Annotated in this window: 1 protein-coding gene; it reads right to left on the reverse strand. The window is 68.9% G+C overall.

The window, feature by feature from the left end; translation table 11 throughout:
- Positions 1-37 precede the first annotated feature (37 nt).
- Entirely contained in the window at positions 38-1,060 is a 1,023-nt protein-coding gene (locus ACFWGZ_RS41015; RefSeq protein WP_382456976.1) for an IS30 family transposase, read from the reverse strand.
- Positions 1,061-1,300 lie beyond the last annotated feature (240 nt).

The raw sequence follows: 1,300 nt of genomic DNA on the forward strand, positions 1-1,300 counted from the left end.
ATCTGGTGGATTCCAGGGGTCGTTGCAACGCGGGTGATCAACTGGCGTGGGTCAGGAGTTTAGCCATGCGTTCGGCTGGGGTGTCCCAGCCGAGCGTTTCGCGTGGGCGGCCGTTGAGCTGGATCGCGACGGCGTCGAGGTGGTCGCGGTCGTGGACGGACAGGTCGGTGCCTTTGGGGAAGTATTGGCGGAGCAGGCCGTTGGTGTTTTCGTTGCTGCCGCGTTGCCAGGGTGAGCGTGGGTCGCAGAAGTAGACCGGGATGTCGGTGGCGGCGGTGAAGGTCGCGTGGCCGGACATTTCGGCGCCCTGATCCCAGGTCAGTGACCGCCAGAGGTGGGCGGGCAGTGTGTGGACGGTGTCGACGAGGGCGTCGCGGACCTGTTCGGCGGTGCGGCCGCCCGGCAGGTGCACGAGCATGACGTAGCGGGTGGTGCGTTCGACCAGCGTGCCGATGGCGGACTTCTTGTCCTTGCCGATGATCAGATCACCTTCCCAATGCCCTGGGATCGCGCGGTCGTCGGCCTCGGCGGGGCGTTCGCTGATCATGACCATCGGGGTGGCCATCCGCGGTGTGCGCTGGTGGGTGTGGCGGCGCGGGCGGCGCAGCGCCCGGCCGGTGCGCAACGCCGAGGCGAGCTCGCGGCGCAGCTCACCGCGGCCTTGGACGTAGAGGGCCTGGTAGATCGTCTCGTGGACCACGTGCAACTCCGGCCGGTCAGGGAAGTCCCGGCGTAAGCGTGCCACGATCTGCTCTGGGCTCCACCGCAGGTCCAGGCCATCCTGAATCGCTTGGCGCAGCACCGGGTTCGTCGCGAGCTTGCCGGTCTTCGGCCGTGGCCGGCGGGCCTCGGCCCGGCGCTGGGCCGCGTGCGGCCGGTAGTCACCGGTGCGTTCATGGGCGTTGCGCCGCAGCTCCCGGCTGATCGTCGAGCAATCCCGGCCCAGCTCGACGGCGATCTGCCGCATCGACACGCCCGCCCGGCGGCGATCGGCGATCACGATCCGCTCGTCCTCGTTCAAGAACCTGCCCCGCACCACCGCCGGCACCGGCTCGGTGATCGGCGGCGCGGCCCTCTTCCCGGTCGTCTGCCTGCGGCCGTTACGCCACACCTTCCCGGTCCGGTAGTTCACACCGACGATCCGGCAGGCTTCCCGGCTGCTCACACCACTGGCCACAAGATCAAGATAAGCAGCCCGCTCCCGAACCAGCCGCCCGCCCCTGCGCGAGCGATCCTCCCGGATCTCGAACACCGCAACACCCCGGCAACTCAGGCATTGCAACGACCACTAGAACCCAAG

Source organism: Lentzea sp. NPDC060358 (genome assembly GCF_042725365.1).
Taxonomy (GTDB): Bacteria; Actinomycetota; Actinomycetes; order Mycobacteriales; family Pseudonocardiaceae; genus Lentzea.